This window comes from Pasteuria ramosa (assembly GCF_056496785.1).
On record NZ_CP143099.1, the window covers coordinates 1,097,622 to 1,121,514 of the forward strand.

Sequence of the window (23,893 nt, forward strand, 5' to 3'; positions counted from 1 at the left end):
GCTTTGGGGTATTTTTGATCTCTACAAAAACTTGCCACAATTACGTCATGGAGCTTCCAAAAAGTGCATAGAGTAAAGAGTATATGAGTAGCTAAGCGACAACGTTTTTTGTTGATGCCTATGAGGAGGCGATTGAGGTATGGAGAAAGTAGATGTCCTCAAGGACATTGCGGAACGAACAGGAGGTGATATTTACTTAGGTGTCGTCGGAGCGGTACGTACAGGTAAATCGACCTTCATCAAGCGTTTTATGGAACAAGTCGTTATTCCAAATATTTGTGATGAAGCAGACAAATCTCGAGCTACGGATGAATTGCCACATAGTGGTGCTGGTAAAACAATTACCACGATTGAGCCGAAATTTGTGCCTAATTCAGCTGTGTCAATCCATGTTAGCGAAGGATTAGATGTCAACATTCGCTTAGTTGATTGTGTCGGATATGCTATTTCTGGTGCCAAAGGTTATGAAGATGATCAAGGTCCGAGGATGATTAATACACCTTGGTTTGATGAACCAATTCCTTTCCAAGAAGCTGCTGAAGTAGGTACTCGTAAGGTGATTCAAGAACATTCTACCTTAGGTATTGTACTAACGACAGATGGCTCTATTGCTGATATACCAAGATCATCATATGAAGAGGTTGAAGAACGCGTTATTGGTGAACTTAAAGAAGTGGGCAAGCCATTTATCTTACTACTTAATACAGCACACCCTTTAAGTGAAGCAACAGAAAATTTACGGCAAAGCTTAGCTGAAAAATATGATATACCCGTTTTAGCCCTAAGTGTTGTTTCCATGGGCGAAGATGATATTTTACGTGTTATGCGTGAAGTGCTTTATGAATTTCCTGTACATGAAGTTAATGTGAATCTACCTAGTTGGGTGATGGTTTTACACGAAGAGCATTGGTTAAGATGTGAATTTGAGCAAGCTGTACGCAACACAGTCCAAGATATTCGTCGACTACGCGATGTTGATCGTGTTGTAGGGCAGTTTACATCATATGACTTTATTGATAAAGCTACACTATCAGGCTTGCAGATGGGCAAAGGTAGCGCTGAAATTGACCTTCATGCACCTGATGCTCTATATGCTAAAATTTTAACCGATGTTATGGGTGTGCACATCCAAGGTAAAGATCACCTCTTAGAGTTAATGCAAGAATTTACCGTCGCGAAACGTGAGTACGATAAAGTGTCTGAAGCACTCAAAGAAGTACGTGCGACAGGATATGGTGTTGCTGCACCGATTAAAACAGACATGACCCTCGATGCACCGGAATTAATTAGACAAGGAAGTCGTTTTGGGATACGTTTAAAAGCAACAGCACCATCTATTCATATGATTCGGGTAAATGTTGAATCGGAATTTGCTCCCATAATTGGATCAGAAAAACAAAGCAAAGAACTTGTCGAATACCTCATGGAACATTTCGAGACCGATCCATTAAAAATTTGGGAATCAGATATTTTTGGTCGTTCCTTAAATCAAGTTGTACGTGAAAGTATCCAAGCCAAATTAACTATGATGCCAGAAAATGCACGATATAAACTGCAAGAAACCCTGGAACGAATTATCAATGAAGGATCCGGTGGATTAATCGCGATTATTCTTTAAACAAAAAAATTATCAAGTAAAAAGGCATTTTTGCGAGCAGGTCACACAAACTATTTGCTCGCAAAAATGGGATTAAGAACAAAGTTCATAAATATCATCCGCCATGGCCATCCAGTTTTCCATCTTTGTTGCATAGAAAGTACCTTGTTACAAGAAAAAACCTTGTGATTTTAATGAAACATGTTAAACTAAACTCAGGAGGTGAGACCTGCTAACGATGCCCTGTTTTCACTAGTGAAAGCTCAGGTATCTGTGATCTTTTAGATTGAACTTTTAGCAGGTGTATTGTATATGAATAAGACGGAACTAATAAATGAGATCTTTCAAAAAACCTGTATTAAGAAAGTTGATATTGAAAAAATCGTTAACGCTGTTTTTGATACCATAACAGAGAAATTATGTGAGGGCGAAAAGGTCCAATTGGTTGGTTTTGGTCATTTTGAAGTTCGCAAGCGTAGTGCTCGTACAGGTCGTAATCCTAAGACAGGGAAAACGATTGAAATTGCTGAACGCTTAATGCCTGCTTTTCGTGCTGGCAGGCGCTTACGTGATAGTGTTAATAAGGAAGATACATCAGGTAATGCTGATGCTGAATCATCTTCTTCCATGGATGAATCACGTGATGAATGCCAATGTAATGAATAGATCAGTTTTTGGGCATTAATGATTACACATAACACATAATCAAGAGTGCTTTATTTGTATCTATTATGCATAGTAAGTAATTATCCAATAATTGCTCAATAATTCCTAGTGGATTTTTATTTTATTTTGCTTAATTTAGTTCCGTTTTATTGATGATGTACATATAATTAAGAAATATACTAAATAAATATGTAAAAAAAGAATAATAAACTATTTAAAGTATATTTTGTTTTAATTTAAATTATGTTGTTTTATTATTGACAACATCTTGTTTTATTGTTATAATTTATCCGCATCTCGGGCTATAGCGCAGCTTGGTAGCGCGCTTGCGTGGGGCGCAAGAGGTCGTCAGTTCAAATCTGGCTAGCCCGATTGTTACTTTTATTTAGGTTTTTCCTCTGCCCCAAAAAGGGTGGGGGTTTTTTTATATCAAATGAGCCCGTTATTACCTTGCCTTATCATGTTATTCATTTCACATCATTCATTTAGGGGGCTTTCGCTTGCATTGGGAAAAAATACATAGGGATATTTGTGAGCTATTGCGCCATTTTCTGCCATTTTATGCGTCTTCCAAAATGCCTTTTCCTCTGTTTTTTTTACAGTTGCTTTGGGTTATGTTAAAAACAAGTAAATTAAAAAATAAATATCATATTATCAAAGCAATAACCTTATTAAAAATAGCACTTAACACCCATGACCATGTAGGCGAAGCGACATCTTCACCGAAAAATCAGTTTGTGTTACTTGGTGATTACTGTAGCACTTTATTTTATAAACAAATCGTTTCATTGCGAGAATGGGATATTTTAAGTGTTTTAGCACAAGCGATTTGTGATATTAATACGCAAAAAATCAAAATTGTTATCAATAGGAAACCCTTATCAATAGAAGATTTTTTAGCGATTGAAGCTGGCTTGTTAACCCCTTTGCTAAATTATCTTGGGAAAAAAGATATGATTAATCCTCTTTGGGAAAAGATTGCTCAAGAAGCGCTGCTTGTATATCATCGACCATACATGGCATCGCATAAATGCTTAGATAAATTAGTAACTGCTTTATCGCCTTGCGAACGAAGTGAACTTATGGTGCTATTCGAAGTTGAAGAGGTGCTCTTTTCATGAAAGATGATAAATCGATTGATAAAATAAGCCGTCTATTTGATCGTTTAGCCCCTTATTATGATTTCATGAATGATGCGTTAAGTTTAGGAATTCACCGTTATTGGCGTATGTGTGCAATGCGTATGTTGGATATTCAATCAACGGACAATATCTTAGATTTATGTTGCGGTACTTGTACATGGACAATACCGTTAGCTAAGAAAGCTAACCTAGGAAAAGTTTTTGGTCTTGATGCCAGTAAACAGATGTTAAGTCGTGGTAAGCTAAAGGTATTGAAAGCTGGCTTAGACAATGTATCATTGACATATGGTGATGTTCATTGTTTACCTTTTCCTGATAAAACTTTTTCTCATGTCACAATTGGCTTTGGCTTGCGCAATTTGGAAAACCCTATGCAAGCGTTAACAGAAATGCGTCGTGTTTTAATCCCTGGAGGCAAAATAGGTGTGTTAGAATTACATGGTAAGCCTACCCAAAAAAATGGTTTTCGCTGTTTATGTACACCATATCTCAAATTTATCCCTTTTTTAGGGGATAAATTGGTAGGACAAAAAGATGCCTATACTTGGTTAACACATTCGATGGGTAGTTTTTTGAATCCTACAGAACTTCGTCAACGTTTATCTCTTATCGAACTACACGATATACAACAAGCGTTTTTTTTGGGTGGACTGGCGGTTTTTTCCATGGGCACTAAATATGATGATGCACAAACTTTATCTTTGACAGAGGGGCTTGTATCCACTGATGAAGACCATTAATAGTTATATGAGCTTAATTTGGATTAAGTGTGCAGCTTTTTTTCGCTATATCATAGAAATATTTCGGATGATTCGCTTTAGTCATACCATTTTCGCTTTACCTTTTGCCTACTTTGGCCTTATCCTAGGTAGCTTGGAAAGCGTGGGTCATCTACCTGACCTTAGAACGTTTATCCTGATCACCTTAACAATGTTTTTTGCTCGCAGCTTAGCGATGGGGATAAATCGTTTGGTTGATCATAAGATTGATGCAGTTAACCCGCGTACCAAGCAGCGAGCTTTACCGTCGGGTATACTGAAAACATCTTCTGTAAAGATTTTCAGTTTGATCATGACGGCATTATTCATATGTTCCTCATTTTTCTTTACATCACTTGCTGTCGCCTTATTACCTATTGCTTTATGCTTCTTAGTCGGGTATTCATATACTAAGCGGTTCACATGGTTATGTCATCTTGTACTTGGCATGGCTATTAGCTTGGCGCCTCTAGGTGCTTGGGTTGCTGTTAACGAAATTGTTAACTACGATGTTTTTTTATTAACAGGTGCTGTGATGTTGTGGATTGCGGGTTTTGATATTCTTTACGCTTGTTTAGATATTGCTTTTGATCGTAAACATGGTATTTATGCTATCCCGGCGCGTTTTGGTTTGAATGCATCGATTAATATCGCTATAATTTGTCATATAGGCATGATTTTATTACTTTACTTACTCAATATTTCTACCAATGCGCTTGGTTTTCGTTTTACCATTGGCTTAATTTTGACTTTTTGCCTGTTTAGTTTTTTTTACATACGTATCAAAAAACAACCACTTTCTCAATGGCAAGGACTTGTTTTTCCTATCAATGGTGCTATTAGTTTGATCGTGTTTAGCTTTTTTTTATGGGATGTTATACAACCGTTGTTTTCTTAAAAGATGGGACAAAATGATGAAAAACCATGAAAAACATTTTATTATCGGTATAACTGGTGCCAGTGGCATGCCTTATGTATGGCGTATTTTAGATGTTTTGTTGTTATCGCCCCAACATGTTGTACATATCATGTTGACCGAGGCTGCTTGGCTGGTCTTGCAATTAGAACATCACTGGTCTGTTACAAAGAGGGAATTGGTTTGGCATAATCGTTATAGACATATGCAAGGAAAGATCATCTATCATCCCATCAAGGACATTACCGCTAACATTGCTTCAGGATCTTTTGTGCGCGAAGCAATGGTTGTTGTTCCTTGTTCTGTAGGTACATTAGCGAGGATTGCCCATGGATTATCATCGAATCTATTAGAACGTGTTGCTGATGTGATGATCAAAGAACAGCGACAATTGATTATTGCCCCACGAGAGACACCTTTAAGTGAACTTCATTTGCAAAATATGATTAATTTGGTCAGGATGGGTGTACAGATGGTACCTCTTATGCCTGCTTTCTATCACCAACCTAAAACGATGGATGATTTAGTATCATTTATGGCCGGGAGGATTTTAGAAATGTTAGGTATCGAACATCAATTATATAAACGATGGACAGGGCGCACATGAAAGAGGTTCGTTGTGGTGGACTATCATTTGCTAATGCTTTGCCTTTGCAAATGAATTTAGATCTTCAAGATATCATTTGGTCTGAAAATGTACCTACGGTGTTGAATCAACAGCTTATGAACAATAAACTGGATGTAAGTTTCATTTCATCAATCGCCTATGCGCGTCATCATTCAGACCTTTGTTTAATACCTACAGTTACTATTTCAGCTAATCAGCGTGTAGGATCGGTAGGCTTATTTTTTCCTAAGGGCATCAAGGCAGATATAACATCTTTAAACAAAAAACCTGTCATCGCTTTACCATTGGTTTCCGCTACATCAATTGTTTTAACGAAAATTATCCTGGAGTTTTTTTATCATTTATCACCCACATATATTACAACAACTGATCCATTTACCTTATTAGACCAAAAAGAAGCTGATGCAGCATTGCTTATAGGTGATCGTGCCTTAGAGGTTTTTTACGGTTTAAAACAGTATGATTCATATATTGATCTTGGCGAAATATGGTACAATAATACCAGCTTACCTATGGTTTATGCCCTTGTTGCTATGAGGTACGATTTTTATCTTGCTAATCCATCTATAGCAAATAGCGTTGCTGCTAAATGGCAACGCGCGGTATCTAATGGGATTGATTTAGCAGATAGTTCGTCTTTGTTAGGACGTAAATTGATGAAGCGACAGACAGGTATGAACATCGCTGATTGGCAAAAATATTTCGCTGGTCTTCGTTTTGATTTTTTGCTCGATGTAAAGGCAGGGTTAGTTACCTTTTATCGCTTGGCATATAAATTACATTTGATACCTTCTATACCTAGATTGCGTTTTATATCTGAAGGAATGATCTAAAAATCGTGAAACAATCTTTAAGTTGGCAATTAATCAAGGAACCTGTTGTTGATTCATTGCACAAGGTAGAAGCTGAACTTTTAGAAATCGTGGCTAGCCATAAAGGATTAGATCTTCACCAGCCTTTAAAGCAACTTATTCCTGGAGGTAAACGTTTACGACCTCTGTTAGTTCTTTTGGCTGGGTCTTTGTATGATCGTTTTTTCTATCGTCAAAAAAAAATTATCGATCTTGCAGTAGCCATTGAACTTATTCATATGGCTACATTAGTTCATGATGATGTTGTCGATAATGCCTTAATACGTCGAGGAAGAAGTAGTGTCCAATCACTATTTGGTTACCAAGTCGCTATTTGTACGGGTAATTTTTTAGTGGGGCAAGCTATGTTAAAATTAAGAAAACTTGGTGTGCCATTAATCGAGGACAATATTTCGCACACGATATGTTTAATTACCCAAGGTGAAATTTACCAATGGTCACAACGTTTTATTGTTTCCGAGAATATATTCTCTTATTTAAAACTTATGCGACAAAAAACAGCCTTACTGTTAGCGAGTAGCTGTAAAACAGGTGCTATTTTAGCACAACCTGCTGAGGATATTTCATCTGCTATGTGGCGCTATGGTTGTTACTTAGGTATGGCTTTTCAGCTTATCGATGATGCTTTAGACTGGCGCGGTGATACACATTTATTAGGTAAACCAACTTTACAAGATTTAAAATATGGACATGTAACATTACCAGTTCTCTATGCATTGCAAACATTACCGGATAATTTTAGACATGATTTGCTTAAATATTTAAAACTTAAACAAGCAATACCTAATATTTACCTCCAAAATGAGATTAAAAAGAGTGATGGAGTAGCGAGAACTATTTCTTTGGCACAAACTTATGCTAAAAAAGCATATGCAGCTTTATGTAAACTGCCTCAAAACGAGATCACGGAATCTTTAGCTTCGTTAGCGAAGCAGATAATTTATCGAACGCAATAAAAAAAGCTAAAGTTCATATTTGGAATTAACATAAAAGAAGGAGATATTTCATGAAAGAATGCACGTTTGTTATGCTTAAACCTGACGGCGTCAAAAGGGCACTTGTAGGAGAAGTTATCCGTCGTTTTGAGCGTCGAGGTTTTGTCTTATTAAATCTTAAAATGTTAATACCATCGGAAAATTTAGCCAAGAAACATTACGAAGAACTACAGGATAAGCCGTTTTTTGCGGAATTAATCTCTTTTATAACTTCAGGACCTGTAATTGCTATGGCTTGGGAAGGTACCGGTATTATCCATGCAGCGCGTACGATGCTGGGGACAACTGACCCTATTCAAGCATTACCTGGTACAATAAGGGGTGATTTCGCAACATCTATCCAACACAATATTGTGCATGCATCTGACTCTGTGTCCTCAGCTAAGAAAGAGCTTACGATTTGGTTTAATAACGATTTTATGCGTTAAATTGAGGGTGTTAGTTATATATGCGGTATTTAACAGCAGGGGAATCACACGGTTCGCAATTAACAGTGATTGTTGATGGTGTTCCGAGTAATATAAAAATTGATCATAATATAATTGATGAACAACTTAAAAAACGACAAGCCGGTCATGGGCGCAGCGGTCGCATGAAGATTGAGAGCGATCATGTCATGTTTTGTAGTGGTTTACAAGACGGATATACAACAGGTGCGCCCATATGTATGGTTATTAAGAACAAGGATCGTATTTATGACCGTTCCAAGAAAAACCCTGATTTATATACTTGTCCGCGTCCTGGGCATAGTGATTTAGTCGGATGTATGAAATATAATCATCGCGATATACGTAAAATATGGGAAAGAGCTAGTGCTCGTGAAACAGCTGTCCGCGTAGCAGTTGGTGCTATAGCGCGGATTATACTTGGGCATTGTGGTATTTATTCAGCTAGTCATGTACTTCAAATAGGCAGTGTTAAATCTAAATGTCCCAACTATTCTTTAGCTGAAATTAACAGATTATCGGGTGCATCGCCGCTTAATTGTATTTCACAGGATGCTGAAGCGAAGATGCTTGATGTTATTGATCAAGCAATTAAAAACAAAGATACCTTGGGCGGCGTGTTAGAAGTTATTGTTGAAGGTGTACCTGTTGGTTTAGGTAGTTGCATGCAGTGGGATTTAAAACTTGATGGTCGTATTGCCCAAGCTGTAATGAGCGTGCAAGCTATTAAAGCGGTTTCTTTTGGTCGGGATGAAATAGCGACCTTGCTAGGTTCTCAAATGCATGATGAGATCATGTGGTCTGCTTCACTTGGCTTTTATCGTGAACAAAATCATGCCGGTGGTTTTGAAGGCGGTATGACAACAGGGGAACCTATTTCATTGACAGCTACGATGAAGCCACTACCTACACTTTATAAACCACTAAGTAGTATTAATATGTTGACTAAAAAAACACAACTAGCTCCTATAGTACGCGGTGATATATGTGCTGTACCTGCGGCCGCTGTAATTGTCGAGCATGTAGTGCTTTGGGAAATTGCTTGCGCTTTATTAAATAAATTTCCTTCAGATACGATACATGAATTAATGGAACAACTCGAACGCTACCGCTCCCGAATGCGTACTTGGTGATTTAGAATGGAGAGATCAATGGATAGAAGGGATAATATTGTTTGGGATAGTAACTGTGGTCAAACACGCGTTATTGTCGGTAGTGGCATAAGAAGTCATTTACATCAATATATGTCTGAAGTAGGCTGTTCACCTTTTAAACGTTGTCTAGCAATCGTTGACCATGCGGTCGCTGATATTTGGCAGGCTCGCGCGGGTGATTGGTTAAAACATTGGCCTTATGAAACTTTTGTGCTCTCAGCTGGTGAGTCGAATAAAAATATTGAAAACTTTTCTGCAGCGGCTCAAGCGGCTGTTTTAGCTAATATCGATAAGCAAGGATGTATCTTAGCTATAGGAGGAGGTAAGACCGGGGATTTGGCTGGTCTCGTTGCTGCAACGTATATGCGTGGCGTACCTTTTATCTATATGCCAACAACCTTGCTAGCTCATGATAGTTGCTTAGGTGGTAAAGTAGCTATTAATCATGCGAATACAAAAAATATTTTAGGTGCTTTTTACCCTCCTAAGCTAGCTTTTTTTGACGTAGCCTGGTTTATGACCTTACCTAGGGTTGTTTTTCGTTCAGGGTATTCCGAAGCTTTGAAACATGCTTTTTTAGATAACCATGGTTTTATTGGATGGTTACAAGAAAATCATATGGCATTACTCGATCAAAAAAATATTTTAGTGGCTAAAGCGATTGTTAAAAGCATGCAAATCAAACGCCGATATATTGAACAAGACGCCAAAGAAATGTACGGTAAGCGTGTCCTTTTACACCTTGGACATACCTTTGCCCATGCGTTAGAAATTACCTCTCGTTATCGATATACACATGGTGAAGCAGTTGCACTTGGTTTGCGCATGGCGATTTCTTTAAGTGTAAACTACTTAGATATGCCGCAAGACGAAGCATCAGCTGCTAACAAGCTTTTAGATTGTTTTGATCTTCCTTCGCAGCTTAGATACCCTATTTCACAAAAAAAACTTTTGTCTGCTATTAAACGCGATCGCAAATCATCCCAAGGATCATATACGTTTGTTGCACTTAAAAGACTGGGAGAACCTTTGTTGGTACATGATGTACCTGAAGAGATTGTAAAGGAAGCAATCAACCAAGTATCTCCTCAGGATAAGCAAGATGAAGGAAATTTCTGTATAGCTACTTCTGTTAATCCCAATGACAACTATTTTTAAATATCTAAATATTGTATCGATAAAACAGAATAGTGATATTAAGGGGAATATTTAATGAGCAATTTAAACCTGATTCTAGACAAAGCAGAACGTGGCGAGCGCTTGACGGAAGAGGATGGTTTAAGACTGTTTGAAGCTGATGATATAGCTCAGATTGGTCATGTGGCACATAAGTTGCGTTTAAAAAGAAATAAGCCAGATGAGGTTACATTTGTCATCGGGCGTAATATAAACTATACAAATATTTGTGATGTCTACTGTCGTTTTTGTGCTTTCTATCGTACAGAAAAAGATAAATCAGCATACGTTTTAACCACAGAAGAGATTTTAAAAAAAGTTGATGAAACAGTTAATGCTGGTGGTACAGAGCTGCTAATGCAAGGTGGTACGAATGATAGCTTGCCTTTTTCATATTATCTTAATTTATTAAAAACAATTAAAAATCGTGCCCCTGGATTGCATATTCATGCTTTCTCACCAATCGAAATAGATAAAATGGTAGCAGTTTCTGGTTTAACTTACGAAGAAGTTATTAGTCAGCTGAAAAAAGCAGGACTTGATTCCATCCCGGGTGGTGGAGCCGAAATTTTAGATGACGATATACGCTTAAAGATAAGTAAGCGTAAAGGATCTTGGCGTAATTGGATGAATGTAATGCAGATAGCACATCGCGCTGGTTTACATACTACAGCTACTATGGTCATCGGACTAGGTGAATCATATCTACAGCGTGTTAGGCATTTAATACGTCTTAGAGAAGCTCAAGATCAAACAAAGGGATTTCTCGCGTTCATTGTTTGGACATTTCAACCGGATAATACAAATATGGTCCGTGATAGACTTGATGCCAAAGAGTATTTAAAAACCGTGGCGATTTCTCGACTTATGTTAGACAATATACACAATTTTCAATCTTCATGGGTTACCATGGGTAAAGAAGTTGGCAAACAATCACTTTACTATGGTTGCAATGATTTTGGTAGCACAATGATGGAAGAGAATGTTGTGTCTGCCGCAGGAAACAATATTTGTCATATTAATACCCAAGGCATTGTAGATTTAATTCGCGCAGCGGACTTTTTGCCTGTACAGCGTAATACGCGTTATGAACTTATACAATCATTCCCTCAAGGTATAAATCCTTTAAAGGATTTTTCTTTTAAACGATAAGTTATAAAATAGTAATAAACAATAAAATTGCAATAATTTATCAAAAATAATAATTACCCAAAATCTCCTAATTATAAATAGATAATTTAAAATCAAATGACAGTTAATGATCAAAAAACTGTTATTTGATTTTTTTAACTTATTTACAAATTATAAGATATAAAATTAAGATCAATTATTTAATTTAACATAGGTATGGAAAATTTAAGATCAAAGGCATGGAAAAATTTAAGGTTTTAAATTACAACAAAAGATTGATATAATGCTCTCTACAAGCATATTTCACTGAGTGGTGTTCTTATAATTGTACATTTTATTTTTTTATATAATAAAATATAAATTTTGATATGTTATTTTTTGATTACAAGATAAATATTTGTAAATCCGGTTGAATTTTTTATTAAGTAGATTTTACAATTCATAGCAAATAATATACGATAACTTTTTCTTACTAAATAGGAGGATGGTTTCTATGGGCGATTTATTAACAACATTAGCGTCAGCTATATCATCTGCAATACCTCTTATTAGTAAGGTTGTATCTGCTATATTTTCGGCATAGTTGCCGCATTGTCTGCTATTATGAAAATTTTATCTGGGTTTATTTCATCCATAATATTTTTTATAACTTTTATCATCAAATTTTTATCTTGTATCATTAGTGCGCTTTAGTTAGTTTGCTCTAAGCTTGCTATGTAATAAGCTTAGAATTTATATATTAAAAATACATGGGAAAATTTAAGGTTTTAAATTATATCAAGAGATTGATATAATACTTTCTACATGTATATTTGACTTTTGTTAAGGTCATAAGTCAAATATTTTATATAAATTTTTATAGTTGATTTTAGATATTTAAAATCGATGTATTAATATGATTAAAACTTTTTTATTAAGTTGATTTTACAATTCATAGCAAATAATATACGATAACTTTTTCTTACTAATATAGGAGGATGGTTTTTATGGGCGGTTTATTAACAACATTAGTGTCAGCTATATCATCTGCGATACCTCTTATTAGTAAGGTTGTATCTGCTATATTTTCGACATAGTGGCCGCATTGCCTGCTATTATGAAAATTGGATCTGGTTTACTTTTATCTATGGCAGTTTTTATAGCTTTTATCATCAAATTTTTATCTGGTTCAATTAGTGCAATTTAGCCAGTTCGCTGTAAGTTTGTTACGTAATATTTTAGAATTTATATGTTGAAAATACATGTAAAAATTAAAGATTTTAAATTATATCAAGAGATTGATATAATACTTTCTATTTTTTTATTAAGTTGATTTTACAATTCATAGCAAATAATATAAGATAACTCTTTCTTACTAAATAGGAGGATGATGTCTATGAGCGGTTTAGCAACAACATTAGTTTCAACCATATCTACGCTTAGTAAGGTAGTAGCCACATTTCCTGCTATTGTTGGAGATAGCTAGTTGATAGTTTTTATTTTTTATCCAAAAAAATATCAGAAAATTTCGAATAAACTTTATAAATTAATTTAATTGATATAAATCACATACATAATTTAAGATGAAAATTTAGTCTGAGGTGAAGATTTATGTATTTTTTATTAAAGATAATCGCGGTGGTTTTTAAATGCTTATCTTAATTATTATAGCTTTATTTATTTTAAGAGTATTTGCTGTTTTAATTTTTCGCTTAGATCAACAGGTCTTGATTAGGCCTAGAAAAATAGATTTATTATATATATTTGAAGTTATGTTATGGTTAATATGGATCCTAGTGCTATGTTTTCTTGGTTATTATTTAATTGAAAAATTTTTAGCTATTATTGAACATGATGCTGTTATAGATATAGCTCAATTATTTGTTATTGCTTCATATTTATTATTTTTAATTCTTGGATTAAGTTTATTTTTTAAACATGCGAGACAAAAAATCATGCTTCCCCTTGGTTTATCACCTAATAAGTATAAGCATATTTTATTTTTTATTGTTTTTATGTATTATTTCTATGATTATGTTTTTGCTTTTAGTTTGTCTTCGCAAGATGAGAAATCTTTAGATAAAGAAATGATTTTTACAGGTATTATTATAGCTCAGTTAAGGTATATTATATTTACCTTACTTGGTTTAGGTTTAAGTATAAATCGTAATTTTAAGCAATTTATAGATCGTTTATCTTTAAAAAAACGCATTTCACCCAAGATTTTTTTATTTGTTTTATTTTTAGGCATCTCATGTGCTGCTATTAATACCGGGGTAGGCATATTAAGCAGAGAGATTGGTATCTTTAATCAAGATATTTTTAAAGAACTACCTTTGATAACATTGTTTATGCTAGCTGGTGTTTTAGCTCCTGTAGTAGAAGAACTATTTTTTAGAGGTATGTTACAACCGGTAATAGGTATTTTAGGAACAAGCATCTTGTTTACAATTTCTCATCCTCAATATCAGTTCATAGGGTTATTAGTAATTTTTTTATTTTCTTTAATAAAAGGGTGGGCAGCAAAGCGTTATGGACTATGGGCTTCTATAATGATTCATTTTATAAATAATACATCTTATTTTATTTTCTTTTTTTTAGATTTTAAAATAAATTAAAATTAGATTATTTTTTAAGAGCGGGCTATTACTTCTTCTTAATAATATCAATAATATTTTAAAAAATATACTTTTTATATAAATTTAGATTTATCAAACTTGTCCAAAAAACATGTTAAAGAGCATTTAATCATCTAATTTAATTCATAAAAAGCTATAATAATGACCATTTGGTTTTTTAAATTAATCGGCTATATTCATATTTCCAGATAAATCCATCGTATAGCAAGCATTAACTATTTGACTTTCTTTTTTATCAGCACGTTTAACTGACAAAGAATAGCTTAAAAAATCATAGATTTAACAATAATTTTTATAAACACGATATCAAGGTAAATTAAATGCTTAAAAAATGCATAAATTTACCGATAAAATATATAATTGAGTACTAATTATTATCTTTAAATTTATATATAATATTAAAATAAGTATTAGCTTAGATTTGAGCTTCTTTAATCTATTTTTATGTTTAATTTAAGTAGGTTCTTAAACTCACTTTACGTAGGTTATTGGACAAGTTTTATAGATGTGGTGAGGCCTTTTTTTATAAATACAGTAGCATCCATTAAACTATTTAAAAATTTTTCATCCATAAGCATATTATTGTTTTTTCTGATGTTTATATTTAGCAAGCTTTCGTTATTAATATCTTTAAATTTAACTATCAAAATATCATATAACATTATATTAACTATATTTTTAATATGATTTAAAACTAGATTGATAAAATAGAGGGCTAGCTTCCGTTTTTTAAAATATCTTCGCTAGCCTTTTTTTGATAAATTGTTTATATTAGACATCCATGGGGTTTATTTTTTATAATTATACATATAATAAATTTATATCTATTTTTATGCTTGTTTTACTTTTTTAAAATCTAACTTCTAATTTTTGCCTTCTTGTTATCGCTTTTTACAGTTTATTTTTTAAACTAAAAGTAATATACACCCTTCATCCTCTTATAGTAACTTACATAGTGGATGAAGTAATTTATATTTTTATAATTTTTTAAATACGATAATTTATTATTTTAATTTATTATTTTAATTTATTATTTGCATTTTTCCAAATAAATATTAAATTATATTTAGTATCAACATTAAAACACTTAATCATTTGGAAAGTAAAATTTTAATTGGCTGAATAATGCTTATTAATAAATTATTGATAAAATGCGTTATCATAGATTCCCATAAACCATACCTCTTTGCAAGCCATCCGTATATCAATGAAAATAAAAATGTTATAAAAATAGATGAAGTACTTTTATGAGTATGCATAATTGAAAACCAAATACTGGGCAATATAATACCAATTTTAGGTTGCAAAAAACCTCTAAAAAATAATTCTTCCCCTATTGCAGGAAAAATAGCTACTGAGAAGCTAAATAAAAACAATGCTGATAATGAAGGAGTTTCCGTAACAGTAGTATTGTGTTCGCTATTATAGTTCAAAATAATCAAGATAGTAATTTTTAGAATAAATAAAAAAATACCAGATATAGTAATAAAACAAAAATTCTTTAAAGAAAGTTATCTATTCAATCCTAAACGCTCCATACATTGCCTAGGTGTACGATTTATATAAAGACCTAATCCAGCTAAAACAATAAAAAAATACCATAAACCATCTACTAAAGGAGCTAAAAAAGATGCACTATTCATAACACTAGAATGTTCTGAGGCAATTTTTATTAATTTTACTGGTACTCTAGATATAGCAAAATTAAAAATTTCAAATATAAAGAACAAAATCCATAGCATATAAGAAAATTTGTGATAATCAAATTTGAATATTTCTAGAATTTTTTTTCTTGTGTAAGAAAAAAGCAACGTCGTCGCTGTTAATGAAAAAAATAATTTTATACAAGAAATAGTGAATTCTGGACTACCAAATTTTTCATAATAAATCAAACAAATAGATCTGTAAATAATAAACCCTAAAACTAGTAAAATAGATAATAAACGAAAAATATTATTAATAATTACTATTTTTTTATTATCAAAAAATAACTTCTTCGTTAATAATCCGGTTTTTAATAAAAGACGTCTCTCGTCGTATTTTAAAACAAGGACAATAAAAAGCGGTATAATAACATAAATAAATATAAAATAAATGATCGCTAAAAGAACCCTCCTAAAGAAACAAGACATGTTTTATCATTTATAATATTTAAAAAATCTAAAATAATAGATTTGGCATAATTATCTAAACTAAATTCAACATTAAATTTTTGAGTAATCCATATAATATAATTAAATTATTTTTATATAGGATTTGATAGAAAAAATAATTAAATTATTTTTTAAGACTAATAAAGTATCTTAATCGATGGGATTGTCATTAATTTTAAGTTTTATTAAAAGAATTAAAATTAAAATTAGTTTTTTATCTGATTAACTTTTACTTATTCCTCCTTTATTTTAATATAAAAAAAATATACTTATCAAACTTACTTATTAGGATCTGGATTTTTAAATATTAGTTTTGGGATAGTATTTTTAGCTAAGACTTTTTAAAGGAAAGCAAGCAAACATTTATATATTAAAACTATTATATATAATTTAAAAAAACATTAATATTGGTAATAAAAAAATAGTTTATCTATAGTTTTGATTTTGTTTTAGTAATCTGATATATAAAATTAATTATATTAAATGTATTAAGTATATCATATATAAATAATATATATTATTTTAGATTAATAAACTTTAGATGAAAAAAATATATATTTAAATTTTGATAAAAAGAAAAAATATAAATACTGTAATTCCAAAAAAAAGAAAAATGCAAATTATTAATTTTTTATATCCATGATAATAAATATGCTTTTTATTATCTTTATAATTTTTAATTGCAATGTATTTTATTAATCATTTTATTTTAATAAGATTTTTTATATCTTGAATTGTATATTTTTGTTTTTTGGATAGATAATAAAGTTATATTTTTAGCAAATTTGACGATTATGCTTATTATTTGAGGAGAGTGACTATATATATTTTTTGAAAATGTGGTTTTAAAATATTGTTTAGCTTTATTTTTGATATTATTTTTAGTCTTGTGTTTAAGACCATTGGCAAAAGTAGTTTTTTTATTGGATAAAAGGCCTTTATCGGATAAATTGCTTTTATATCAAAATTTATTAGTGAAATATAAAAAAATAGATTTTTTTTATATTTGTGAACTTATATTTTGGATAATTTGGTTTGTTGTTTTAATTTTTCTTATTTATTTTGCATTACCTCAGTTTTTATTTTTTTTAGATAATTATTCTTTAAACCTATTATTATTTTTATCTAATTTGGGATGTTTAAGCTGCTTAGTACTAGGTTTAAGTTTGTTCTTCAAGTATGCGCGTCAAAAAATTATGGTTCCTTTAGGATTATCACCTTATCGATATGCTCATATTTTAATATTTATTATGTTTATTTTTCATTTATATCGTTATACTTATTTTACTAATTTATTACAATCACAAAGTGCGGAAATGTTAATTTTTTGGTATACTTTATCATCTTTTTTGTTTATTTTCGTTACATTATTTGGTTTGGGTTTTAGTATAACTAGGAATTTAAAGCAAATTTTGTTGCGAGTAGGTTGGAAGAAAAAAAATTCTCTAAAAATTTTTTTATTTGTTTTGTTCTTAGCGTTTTTTGATTATGTATGTACTAATTTCTTTTATAGTTTTTTGCATTTATTAAATAATTACTTAGGACAACCTTTTTATAGCAAGGCTTTAACGCCAATACCAGAACTTGATTTTCCTATTTTCGTATTGTTTATTATTGGTTTTTTGCATGTTTTAGGAGAAGAATTATTTTTCAGAGGTATGTTACAACCATTAATAGGGATTTTCTTTACCAGTGCTTGGTTTGCTATTATACATGCTCAGAATGATGCATTACTTATTTTTTTATTTTTTTTGGGTTCGTTAATTTATGGTTGGCTAGCAAAGCGTTATGGCTTATGGTCGTCTTTACTTATGCATATTGTTTACAATATATTATCTATTAAGCTCGATTTTGATTTTGAGTTTATGACAGAAGCTTTATTTAAAAATCTTCTACAATAAAACCATTGCCAAAAAATATAAAACGAAATTATATATTATTGATCTTATATTATTATAGATAAAATATATAATATAGTTTTAATATTTATATATTAGAACTTTCATTAGAACTTTCATAAGAGTTTTTATTAAATAAAAAACGACAACGCATATTATGGTCGTCGTTTTTTATTTAAATTTAACCAAACATTTTATGCCAAAAACGTCCTAAGGGCCAAAATGGGGTTTCTGAAGCTACACCGCGTAGGTTTTGTCTTGGTACAGGTCCAAATATGCGGCTGTCCCCGCTATTTCTGTAATTGTCTCCAACAACAAAAAATTCATCGTTATCGTCATTTTTGTCATCTTTTAATACGATATTTTTATTCTGACAGTAAGGCATGCGATCAATATTAATTTCATTAATTTTCTGATTATTCTTTGTTACTAGTATATATTGATTATATCCCAAATCATTCAGTTGGCAACTTATTTTTATTGTATCGCCTGGCTCAGCAACCACTCTTTTGATATATCTGGTTTCTTTTACAATATATTTAGCATATAAGACATTTAAGGGGGCTAACAAAGCATTGCTTTCTTTGCGTATTCTATCTAATGATTCCTCTGAAATTTCACCCTCTTTGCCTGGTGGGGTAAGGATGACGGTATGGCCTTTTTTAGGTGTTATTAGTGGTGTAATGAAAAGTCTATCTCTGTTTTCTAAAGTAGGGTACATCGAATTACCGCTCACGTTAGTTGGATATATAATAAATTTAGGGATCAATACCGTGAAGACTACAAATATTACTAAATATATTATATATTCTTTTATTGTTTCTATCAAATTTTTCATTTAAATATAAGCCCTTTCATTTACAATTGATGAAATTATTTAACAAAAATTATAGCATTATATTTACGACTATATTTATATTCATATTTTAATTCAAAAAAATTATATATTCATTATTTTTTATATAATGAAAAATCTTCTTTTGATTATTAATGATATATGAATGATATTTATATAATATCCATCAGTTTTTTGCTATAGAATAGATGATTAATATTGTTTTTAAATCTTGAATATTGAAAAAATACGATCTTGATAAAGATGAATCTTTTATAAAAATAAACTTTAAATTTAATTTTATTTCAAATTTAAACATTCTTTCAAGGTCTGATTATTCTGGTTATAAATTACTTATTATTTTTTAATTTAGTATATGAGTATATAAAATTAAAAGTTACAGAATTTGATTTATAAAAAACCAACATTTCAATTTATTATGTTTTATATGAGGACAATCAAATGTCTTTTTGATGTCAATAACTGATCTTTGACTGTCCTTTATTTTATTTGCATTTACATTAACATCAGAAATAAAAATATTTTTATAAAATTATTAACCGAATAACTTATCCCAAACACGATTTAAGGGCCAAAATGGGGTTTCTAAAGCTACACCGCGTAGATTTTGTCTTTGGATTGGACCGAAAAATCGACTATCGGTGCTATTACGGTAATTATCACCTACAACAAAAAATTCATCCAGATCGTTATCTTTTTCATCCTTTAGTGTTATATTTTGTTCTTCACAAGATGAAATATTATCAATCTTGATTTCATCAATTTTTTTGTTGTTGCGCGTTATGAGGATATTTTGATCATAATCTAAATCATTAACCTGACAACTAACTTTCACATTATCCCCTGGTACAGCAACAACCCTTTTTATATACCGTATTTCTTGGGATATATATTTGTAAGTGAATTCTCTCAAAGGAGCCATAATAGGATTACTTTCTGCGCGTATTCTTTCTAACGATTCTTCTGAGACTTCGCCTGCTTTTCCTTGTGGTCTAAGAACGACAATATCTTCTTTGTTTGGAGTTAGCATCGGGATGATAAAAAGATAATCCCCTGGTTCTAAATTAGGATGCATAGATGTACCACTTACATTTGTAGCGTATACCACGAATTTATATATTAATGTAAAAGCAACGAGGCATATAATTAAATCTTTTGCGAAGCCAAGCATATTTTTCAATTAAATCTAATTCCTTTCATAATTAATTCATAAAATTAATTAACAATAATTATATCATCAAATTACATGGTTGATAAGTTAAACTTTAATAAAAAACAAAGCTATTTTGATATAGATATTTTGATATAATGAACATATCCGGACTTTTGCTTTATCTTTAGTTTTTCACTTGTAGATATGTGTTATCTTTTGTCAAATATAACACAATAAATATAACACAATAAATACATGATTAATATAATTATATTTATTGTGTTATATTTGATAGGAATTATCTTTTATTGTTTTTATCTTTTTTAAAATAAGTTAAAATAGTGATTTTTTTAATTATATCTTCGAATTTTTGTTTTTCTATTAAACGTAGTTTTAAAATTAATCCTAGGTACAAAGCTAGTCCAATAAGGCTTAATACCACTACAATTGATAAATGCCACAAATAGCTATGTGTTTTCATTAAATCAATGCTGAAGATTTTTTTAATGAGGTATAATGAACTAAACATGATACTTGTACAGAGAAGAGGTTTGACAATCATATGGTGCATGTTAATCGATAAACTACCTGTTTTTTTCAGTATGTAACTAATATTAAGCGAGCATGAAACGATATATGCGATAACCATGGCCCAAGCTGCACCTTGAATGTCCTTCAGGAGTGGAATTAGAATTAAGTTACCCAGTACTTTGACCGCTCCTGCTAATAGCAGATGACGAAATGGTATTTTATTATAGCCGAGACCTTGTAGGATACTTGAGCTTATTGAGGTGAGTCCAGCAAATACAGATGATAAGGCTAGAACAGCTAAAATATCATGTCCCTTGTTATCAAAACCTATGATGGTTGTAACAGAAGGTGCTAAAGTTATCATAAGAATGACTATTGGTAGCGAAGTTATAATAGTCATTAACCATGAATTGCGTATTGTGTCTTTAACCTCATCCATCTCATTTCTCGCGATGTTTTTGGCTATTGTAGGTATAAGGGTTTGACCTAATGATGAAGCAAAGATAGTAATTACACCTACATATGGTTCAGCACGGTTATAGATACCCATAAGTAAATGGTGTTTGTAAGTTTCTGTAATGCCTATACTTGATAATGCGCTAGGAATAGTAAAAGAATCGATGGTATTAAGTAAAGGTAAAACGAGACTAGCTAATGAAATAGGTAGAGCATGCTTAGCTAGACTACTTGCTAAAGATGTGATCGGTGTTCTTTCATTATTACGTTTTCTGTATTGTGAAATAGGCAATCGTAATAACATCGTTTGTGTTAGATCTATTTTACGTTGCTGCTTACGGTCTTTTATATATAAATAACTAACCATAAGGAATGCTGCAATGCCGCCAGCAAGTGCGCCTGTCATAGCACCAGCACTTATGATTGATGAAGGTTGTTGGTTTTTAACTAACAAAGCTACAAAAGACAATGTGGCAATAATACGTACAACTTGTTCGATCATTTGTGAATAAGCTGTTGGTTTAACTTGTTTCTTTCCTAAGAAATATCCGCGTATAATGCCTGTAATAGGTAAAATAAGCGTAGCAAAGGCTAGTACCTGAAGTGAATTTTCTGATTCTTTACCCAGCCACGCTCTTGAAAGATATGAAGAGCCAAAAAATAAGATACCAAATCCTAATAGGCTAGTTAAAGAAATGATAATGACCGAAGCACCTAAAATGCGTTGTGCTCCTAAATCATCATCATAGGCTAATCTTTCTGATACAAATTTAGATACTACATTAGGAACACCAGCACTCGCGATGGTTAATACTGTGCTGTAAAGGGGATAGGTAGCTCTGTATAGTCCTACAACGGCATCGCCACCTGAAATATAGCGAAAGGGTATCCAGAAGAGTAAGCCCAATAGGCGGACGAAAAAAGTAGAGGCTGTTAAAAAAAGCGTCCCACTCAACAAATTTTTCATTTCAGCGGAAAATTACCCCCTTTTTATTATATATTTTGACAGTTGAGTATAGGCGAAGTATACATTTATGTAAATTTTTCGATTGCTTTTCTTGGAATTTACATCTTACAATAAGGGTAAGTAGTGATGGCTAAGCGTTCATCGAGCAGCTGCATTATCATAACATACCTTATATATTACCATAGTTAAATCATTCATAAAAAATCAAGATAGCTCACATGTGGAATATATTTTTGATGAAAGGAGATCGGGATAAAATGTATGTTACCCTAGTCAATGTAGGTTTTGGAAACATCGTTTCTGCCAATCGAATTGTCTCGATTGTTAATCCCGACTCTGCACCTATTAAACGGATGATACAAGATGCACGTCATCGTGGAGGACTTATTGATGCAACATACGGAAGGAGAACGCGTGCTGTGATTATTACAGATAGCGATCATATTGTTCTTTCAGCAGTGCAACCAGAAACTGTTGCTCACCGGTTAGCTAATAAACGGTTAGCGGTGGAAAATGAATGAAACTTTTACCCAAGAAACAAGGCCTATTATTTGTTGTTTCCGGCCCTTCCGGCGTCGGAAAAGGCACCATATGTTCTGCCTTACGTAAAATGACCCCTGATCTTTTATATTCTATTTCTATTACCACGAGACAGCCTCGAGAGGGAGAAACGAATGGTGTTGAGTATTTCTTTATTTCTAAACATCGCTTCCAGGAAATGATTAAAAATAGAGAACTGATGGAATGGACCGAATATGCGGGTCATTTTTACGGCACACCATATAATTTTGTTTATGATACCTTAAATGCTGGACGAGATGTACTATTAGAGATTGATGTTAAAGGTGCTGAGCAGGTAAAAAAACATTTTACACAAGGTGTATTTATTTTTCTCCTCCCCCCTAACAGTAAAGTTTTGCAAGACCGTATCTTAAGAAGGGGTACGGAAACAATTTCTAATATTGAAATGCGTTTAGGTGTTGTAGACAATGAATATAAACATATTAATTATTATGACTATGTTGTTGTTAATGATGAAGTTCTTGAAGCATGTGCAAAAGTAAACGCAATTCGTCAAGCTGAACTTTGTCGTCGACAGAGAATTAATCTTATTAAATAAGGAGGTAATACATATTTTATATCCTTCGGTGGATCTTTTAATGAAAAAAGCAGAAAGTAAATATTTATTAGTTATCCTTGCCTCGAAAAGGGCACGTGAATTACTGGTAGATCAAAACTCCAAGATTTCCCCTCGTGCAACGAAGTACGTAGGACTTGCTCTGGAAGAAATTGCTGCAGGATTGTTAAAAGCTGTTAAACCAGCAGTTATTGACTCAGCTAAAATAGCTGAAATAAACAAAGCTGTCACAGTTAAGAAAAAGCAATCCCAAACAAAACAAGAAGAAACAAAACAAGAAGAAACAAAACAAGAAGAAACAAAACAAGAAGAAACAAAACAAGAAGAAACAAAGCAAGAAGAAACAAAACAAGAAGAAACAAAGCAAGAAGAAACAAAGCAAGAAGAAACAAAGCAAGAAGAAACAAAGCAAGAAGAAACAAAGCAAGAAGAAACAAAGCAAGAAGAAACAAAGCAAAAAGAAATAAAACAAGAAGAAATAAAGCAAGAAGAAACGATAAAAGTTGAGTTACCAGCCAAGATTGACGATGCTAAAAAGATAGCATTAGAAGATGATGATATCGAAACTTCCGAAATAGTTGATCAAAATAAGCAAAAATCAAACATATCTAAGACCGAAGGTGTTGAAAGTGAGGATAATAC

At 32.0% G+C, this 23,893-nt stretch carries 20 protein-coding genes, 1 tRNA gene and 2 pseudogenes; 18 read left to right on the forward strand and 5 right to left on the reverse strand.

Going from position 1 to position 23,893, the window contains the following annotated elements; all coding sequences use genetic code 11:
• Positions 1 to 139 precede the first annotated feature (139 nt).
• The 14 genes and pseudogenes from spoIVA (at position 140) to VS182_RS04905 (ending at position 14,078) form a co-directional block, all read left to right on the forward strand.
• Entirely contained in the window at positions 140 to 1,618 is a 1,479-nt protein-coding gene (gene spoIVA / locus VS182_RS04840; protein WP_479484048.1) for a stage IV sporulation protein A, read from the forward strand.
• Between the two features lie 291 nt (positions 1,619 to 1,909).
• Positions 1,910 to 2,179 (forward strand): annotated as a pseudogene (locus tag VS182_RS04845) (HU family DNA-binding protein); the annotation flags it as partial.
• Between the two features lie 382 nt (positions 2,180 to 2,561).
• Positions 2,562 to 2,635 (forward strand) — tRNA-Pro (locus VS182_RS04850).
• Between the two features lie 128 nt (positions 2,636 to 2,763).
• Positions 2,764 to 3,384: a heptaprenyl diphosphate synthase component 1 gene (locus VS182_RS04855; RefSeq protein ID WP_479484049.1), complete on the forward strand. Its 621-nt coding sequence runs from the start codon at positions 2,764 to 2,766 to the stop codon at positions 3,382 to 3,384.
• Positions 3,381 to 4,145 carry a ubiquinone/menaquinone biosynthesis methyltransferase gene (locus VS182_RS04860; RefSeq protein ID WP_479492371.1) on the forward strand — a complete coding sequence of 255 codons (765 nt, stop codon included), beginning with the start codon at positions 3,381 to 3,383 and terminating at the stop codon, positions 4,143 to 4,145. The genes VS182_RS04855 and VS182_RS04860 overlap by 4 nt, the downstream gene beginning before the upstream one ends.
• A gap of 67 nt (positions 4,146 to 4,212) precedes the next feature.
• Entirely contained in the window at positions 4,213 to 5,061 is an 849-nt protein-coding gene (locus tag VS182_RS04865) for a UbiA-like polyprenyltransferase (RefSeq protein WP_479492372.1), read from the forward strand.
• Positions 5,036 to 5,686, forward strand: a complete 651-nt coding sequence (locus tag VS182_RS04870; protein WP_479492373.1) for a UbiX family flavin prenyltransferase — start codon at positions 5,036 to 5,038, stop codon at positions 5,684 to 5,686. The genes VS182_RS04865 and VS182_RS04870 overlap by 26 nt, the downstream gene beginning before the upstream one ends.
• Positions 5,683 to 6,540, forward strand: a complete 858-nt coding sequence (locus VS182_RS04875) for a menaquinone biosynthetic enzyme MqnA/MqnD family protein (protein ID WP_479492374.1) — start codon at positions 5,683 to 5,685, stop codon at positions 6,538 to 6,540. Before VS182_RS04870 ends, VS182_RS04875 begins: the two co-directional genes overlap by 4 nt.
• A 5-nt stretch (positions 6,541 to 6,545) precedes the next feature.
• On the forward strand, positions 6,546 to 7,535 hold the full coding sequence (locus VS182_RS04880; RefSeq protein WP_479484054.1) for a polyprenyl synthetase family protein: 990 nt from the start codon (positions 6,546 to 6,548) through the stop codon (positions 7,533 to 7,535).
• Between the two features lie 50 nt (positions 7,536 to 7,585).
• On the forward strand, positions 7,586 to 8,002 hold the full coding sequence (ndk, locus tag VS182_RS04885; RefSeq protein ID WP_479492375.1) for a nucleoside-diphosphate kinase: 417 nt from the start codon (positions 7,586 to 7,588) through the stop codon (positions 8,000 to 8,002).
• A 20-nt stretch (positions 8,003 to 8,022) separates the two neighbouring features.
• Positions 8,023 to 9,153, forward strand: a complete 1,131-nt coding sequence (aroC, locus tag VS182_RS04890) for a chorismate synthase (RefSeq protein ID WP_479484056.1) — start codon at positions 8,023 to 8,025, stop codon at positions 9,151 to 9,153.
• A gap of 18 nt (positions 9,154 to 9,171) precedes the next feature.
• Positions 9,172 to 10,332, forward strand: a complete 1,161-nt coding sequence (locus tag VS182_RS04895; RefSeq protein WP_479492377.1) for a 3-dehydroquinate synthase — start codon at positions 9,172 to 9,174, stop codon at positions 10,330 to 10,332.
• 54 nt (positions 10,333 to 10,386) lie between these two features.
• Positions 10,387 to 11,502, forward strand: coding sequence for a cyclic dehypoxanthinyl futalosine synthase (mqnC, locus tag VS182_RS04900; RefSeq protein ID WP_479484058.1), 1,116 nt, complete (start codon positions 10,387 to 10,389; stop codon positions 11,500 to 11,502).
• A 1,607-nt stretch (positions 11,503 to 13,109) separates the two neighbouring features.
• A complete protein-coding gene (locus VS182_RS04905; protein ID WP_479488974.1) occupies positions 13,110 to 14,078 on the forward strand; it encodes a lysostaphin resistance A-like protein in 969 nt (322 codons plus the stop codon).
• 1,112 nt (positions 14,079 to 15,190) lie between these two features.
• Here VS182_RS04905 and VS182_RS04910 read toward each other — a convergent pair.
• Positions 15,191 to 15,541, reverse strand: coding sequence for a lysostaphin resistance A-like protein (locus VS182_RS04910; protein WP_479484060.1), 351 nt, complete (start codon positions 15,539 to 15,541; stop codon positions 15,191 to 15,193).
• Positions 15,542 to 15,610: 69 nt separating this feature from the next.
• On the reverse strand, positions 15,611 to 16,231 hold the full coding sequence (locus tag VS182_RS04915) for a hypothetical protein (protein WP_479492379.1): 621 nt from the start codon (positions 16,229 to 16,231) through the stop codon (positions 15,611 to 15,613).
• A 1,151-nt stretch (positions 16,232 to 17,382) separates the two neighbouring features.
• On the opposite strand from VS182_RS04915, the gene VS182_RS04920 reads away from it, so the two are divergent.
• Positions 17,383 to 18,153, forward strand: coding sequence for a CPBP family intramembrane glutamic endopeptidase (locus VS182_RS04920; RefSeq protein WP_479492380.1), 771 nt, complete (start codon positions 17,383 to 17,385; stop codon positions 18,151 to 18,153).
• Between the two features lie 178 nt (positions 18,154 to 18,331).
• Here the strand turns inward: VS182_RS04920 and lepB (VS182_RS04925) are convergent, their stop codons facing one another.
• The 3 genes from lepB (VS182_RS04925) to VS182_RS04935 form a co-directional block, all read right to left on the reverse strand.
• Positions 18,332 to 18,988 (reverse strand): signal peptidase I, encoded by a 657-nt coding sequence (gene lepB / locus VS182_RS04925; RefSeq protein ID WP_479484063.1) that lies wholly within the window; start codon positions 18,986 to 18,988, stop codon positions 18,332 to 18,334.
• Positions 18,989 to 19,541: 553 nt separating this feature from the next.
• Entirely contained in the window at positions 19,542 to 20,177 is a 636-nt protein-coding gene (lepB, locus tag VS182_RS04930; protein WP_479485156.1) for a signal peptidase I, read from the reverse strand.
• A 280-nt stretch (positions 20,178 to 20,457) separates the two neighbouring features.
• Entirely contained in the window at positions 20,458 to 22,113 is a 1,656-nt protein-coding gene (locus VS182_RS04935; protein WP_479488976.1) for a putative polysaccharide biosynthesis protein, read from the reverse strand.
• Between the two features lie 257 nt (positions 22,114 to 22,370).
• Here VS182_RS04935 and remA point away from each other — a divergent pair, with 257 nt between their 5' ends.
• From remA to rpoZ, 3 genes and pseudogenes are all read left to right on the forward strand, one after another.
• On the forward strand, positions 22,371 to 22,634 hold the full coding sequence (gene remA / locus VS182_RS04940) for an extracellular matrix/biofilm regulator RemA (RefSeq protein ID WP_479484065.1): 264 nt from the start codon (positions 22,371 to 22,373) through the stop codon (positions 22,632 to 22,634).
• Positions 22,631 to 23,233, forward strand: coding sequence for a guanylate kinase (gene gmk / locus VS182_RS04945; RefSeq protein WP_479484066.1), 603 nt, complete (start codon positions 22,631 to 22,633; stop codon positions 23,231 to 23,233). The genes remA and gmk overlap by 4 nt, the downstream gene beginning before the upstream one ends.
• Positions 23,234 to 23,246: 13 nt before the next feature.
• Positions 23,247 to 23,429: pseudogene (rpoZ, locus tag VS182_RS04950) on the forward strand (DNA-directed RNA polymerase subunit omega); the annotation flags it as partial.
• Between the last annotated feature and the right edge of the window lie 464 nt (positions 23,430 to 23,893).

Excerpts from the sequence above, each read along its gene's own strand:
- spoIVA (WP_479484048.1), top strand. The coding sequence starts at position 140 with ATGGAGAAAGTAGATGTCCTCAAGGACATTGCGGAACGAACAGGAGGT.
- VS182_RS04860 (WP_479492371.1), top strand. The coding sequence starts at position 3,381 with ATGAAAGATGATAAATCGATTGATAAAATAAGCCGTCTATTTGATCGT.
- VS182_RS04865 (WP_479492372.1), top strand. The coding sequence starts at position 4,213 with ATGATTCGCTTTAGTCATACCATTTTCGCTTTACCTTTTGCCTACTTT.
- VS182_RS04870 (WP_479492373.1), top strand. The coding sequence starts at position 5,036 with ATGTTATACAACCGTTGTTTTCTTAAAAGATGGGACAAAATGATGAAA.
- VS182_RS04875 (WP_479492374.1), top strand. The coding sequence starts at position 5,683 with ATGAAAGAGGTTCGTTGTGGTGGACTATCATTTGCTAATGCTTTGCCT.
- ndk (WP_479492375.1), top strand. The coding sequence starts at position 7,586 with ATGAAAGAATGCACGTTTGTTATGCTTAAACCTGACGGCGTCAAAAGG.
- aroC (WP_479484056.1), top strand. The coding sequence starts at position 8,023 with ATGCGGTATTTAACAGCAGGGGAATCACACGGTTCGCAATTAACAGTG.
- VS182_RS04895 (WP_479492377.1), top strand. The coding sequence starts at position 9,172 with ATGGATAGAAGGGATAATATTGTTTGGGATAGTAACTGTGGTCAAACA.
- mqnC (WP_479484058.1), top strand. The coding sequence starts at position 10,387 with ATGAGCAATTTAAACCTGATTCTAGACAAAGCAGAACGTGGCGAGCGC.
- VS182_RS04905 (WP_479488974.1), top strand. The coding sequence starts at position 13,110 with ATGCTTATCTTAATTATTATAGCTTTATTTATTTTAAGAGTATTTGCT.
- VS182_RS04915 (WP_479492379.1), bottom strand. The coding sequence starts at position 16,231 with ATGTCTTGTTTCTTTAGGAGGGTTCTTTTAGCGATCATTTATTTTATA.
- lepB (WP_479484063.1), bottom strand. The coding sequence starts at position 18,988 with ATGAAAAATTTGATAGAAACAATAAAAGAATATATAATATATTTAGTA.
- lepB (WP_479485156.1), bottom strand. The coding sequence starts at position 20,177 with ATGCTTGGCTTCGCAAAAGATTTAATTATATGCCTCGTTGCTTTTACA.
- VS182_RS04935 (WP_479488976.1), bottom strand. The coding sequence starts at position 22,113 with ATGAAAAATTTGTTGAGTGGGACGCTTTTTTTAACAGCCTCTACTTTT.
- remA (WP_479484065.1), top strand. The coding sequence starts at position 22,371 with ATGTATGTTACCCTAGTCAATGTAGGTTTTGGAAACATCGTTTCTGCC.
- gmk (WP_479484066.1), top strand. The coding sequence starts at position 22,631 with ATGAAACTTTTACCCAAGAAACAAGGCCTATTATTTGTTGTTTCCGGC.